Annotated in this window: 2 protein-coding genes; both read right to left on the bottom strand. The window is 52.7% G+C overall.

What is annotated here, in order from left to right; all coding sequences use genetic code 11:
• Positions 1 to 171 precede the first annotated feature (171 nt).
• On the bottom strand, positions 172 to 1,566 hold the full coding sequence (locus AC2FLD_RS22415; RefSeq protein ID WP_496674548.1) for a primase-helicase family protein: 1,395 nt from the start codon (positions 1,564 to 1,566) through the stop codon (positions 172 to 174).
• A gap of 266 nt (positions 1,567 to 1,832) precedes the next feature.
• Entirely contained in the window at positions 1,833 to 2,357 is a 525-nt protein-coding gene (locus AC2FLD_RS22410) for a hypothetical protein (RefSeq protein ID WP_496803736.1), read from the bottom strand.
• Between the last annotated feature and the right edge of the window lie 87 nt (positions 2,358 to 2,444).

Raw genomic sequence — 2,444 nt, 5'->3', positions numbered from 1 at the left:
CCGTGTTTTCGGTCGCCCAACGGTCGCCGGTCACCCAGCACCCGTTCTCATCCTCTGTGGTTTGCGATAGGACGGAGTTGGCCCTCGAAAGGGCCTCCTCGTAGTGGGTGTCCATGATGTCCTGAAGCCAAATCTCGCAGTCGTCTCTCAAGAAGAAGTGCTGACCATCCATCATATGATCTCCACTTCGTTGAACCGAACGTCATCAGCAAGGTGATCACTGATGCACACGGGCTCAAAGTCAGGACCGTGGATTTTGCCCCGTTTGATCCAGTAACCGGCCTTGACCCAGATTGCGCGTTGATAATCTTTGCCATCCCACTTGGCCTTGGTCTTCTGCCAGCCGAGCTCATCCATGAGGTGTTTGGTTTGGTTGATGTTCCCTTTGAGGTGTTTCTGGACGAAGGCAACGACCCCCGCTTCAGGCAAGGCGACGAGCCCACTAGCACTCAGCTCTTCTTCCAAGCGATCAACGATGGTGTCACGGCTGGTCTGACGCAAGCGTTCCATGGTCGGGGTCTGATGGTCAGCGATGTTCAGGCTCTTGGCGCTGAATCCTTCCGGCAGCTCTCTCCGCATCAAGGCGTTATAGACACGAGCCACATTAGCCGGATCATCAAGGAACTGATGAACCCGACCGACGAGGTTCGAAAACTCATTGGCGCGAGAGCCCCCTGATCGTCCGTGATGGTTAACGTCCATTACGAGGTAACGCCGCTCACCTTCGCCAATCCATGACGGCCAGATGTTCGAGGTGAACAAGAAGCAGCAAGACTGCTTGGCGCGTTCAGCTTCAATCCCTTTGCGCTCTATTAGAACGTAAGGGTCTGTGATGAAGGTCTTGATTGCGTTTTCCTGTGGCGACCCCGGCTTGATTTGGGTTTCCTCACACACCACAAGTTTGCTTGTCAGAACCGTGGCGTTGAACTGCTGTGTTAGCTTGCTGACGTTATTTGGAACGACGGTGTTCTGGGTGCCGAAGAGTTCGGTCAGAATGCGAGCAGTGGTGCTTTTCCCGGTACCTCTTCCCCGCGAATACAGGAATGGAGCCCAAGCTGGCTTTTCCCCCTCGTTCTGAAGGCTCCATGCCAGCCAGTTCAGGAACTGCTGTCGGTCGTGATCAAGCTGAAAGAACTCATCGAAGAATTGCCCGATGATGCCAAGCTCCGAAGAATTGATCTTGAGTTGCCGATATTCAGGTTCAACCCACGTATTGGCCGCGACTGCGCCCCTTGATTTTATCAGTCGGCTTGAGTTTCCATCTTCGCAGATAGCCGTCCCATTCCAGACCTGAAAGGATCGCTCGACGTCGGTATGTTGTGCTTCGATTAGCAGGGTAAACAGGCCTTTTACCAGTTCCTTGCTCAGTGGAACGTCGGGATGCTCGTCTCGCACACGGTTCAGGATCATCCGCTCCACGTCGTTTCGCGATAGCGGCACTCCGAGATTCTCCACGTCGAAGAACTTGTTGTCTCTCCGGACGATCTGATCGCCATAGACCTTGGCTAGGCGTTGAACTTGCTCGGTTACCTCCGATCCAGTAGCTGGATTATTATTGATTTCCATTGATGGTTATCTCCCATCATTGATGCTCCCGGCTTAGCCACGCACCCCGTATCAAGAGACGGCTGATTAGACCGTTTATGGGGGGCTGGCACCAGGTGCATAATCGCGTTCTTCTCTCCTATAGAGTGCCCTGGAAGAATTTTCGGCCTGAAACCGGCCTGAAACCCCTTATTTTTATGGCAAATATGGCCGTGAAAGGGTCGCGGCCTGTTTTTGGCCCAATTTGATCGAATTTGGCGGCTTAAATTGGGGAAATAACCGTTGCTTCAGGTGCGGTATCGATCCATCACGAGCATCACCACTCGCGCTGCGTTCATGAGGTTATGATACTGATCGCCGAGGCCAGTTTGCCATTTTGAGCCATGTACCAGATTGCAACGGAGTCGATACGCTATCAGAACCAACGCCCCAATTTTCTCGTCGGGTTGGTTCGAATGGCCCTCAAGGACATCTAAAATTTTTCTGCCTGAGACACCGTCATCGCCAACCATGAGATCATAGTGGTCCGTGGGCCGCCCGCCGTGTATGTATCGGACCTGAAAATAATCCAGATACGGCTGGTACGGGGTGAAATCGGCGTCCTTGGGTAACTGTTCAATGAAGGCGATGACAGCATCACGAGAGCCACGTGGCTCAAGGTGCCGCTGATCGAACAAACTGAAAACTAAAACAAAGTAGGCGATCCCGACTTTCACTTCAGTATTTACGGATCGGAATTCTATTCCATTTCTTGTCAGCCAATCGTCAACTTCAACTAAGTCATTTCGGAGAGACATATCTTGCTCCATCACCAGAGGGCCAACTCCGTCCTATCGCAAACCACAGAGGATGAGAACGGGTGCTGGGTGACCTCGACGCGGGGACGACCAAAAACACGC

It is taken from the genome of Ruegeria sp. CDSA021 (assembly GCF_059612325.1).
Note: the sequence above shows the minus strand (reverse complement) of the source record. Positions and strands in the feature narration are given on the sequence as shown.

Excerpts from the sequence above, each read along its gene's own strand:
- AC2FLD_RS22415 (WP_496674548.1), bottom strand. The coding sequence starts at position 1,566 with ATGGAAATCAATAATAATCCAGCTACTGGATCGGAGGTAACCGAGCAA.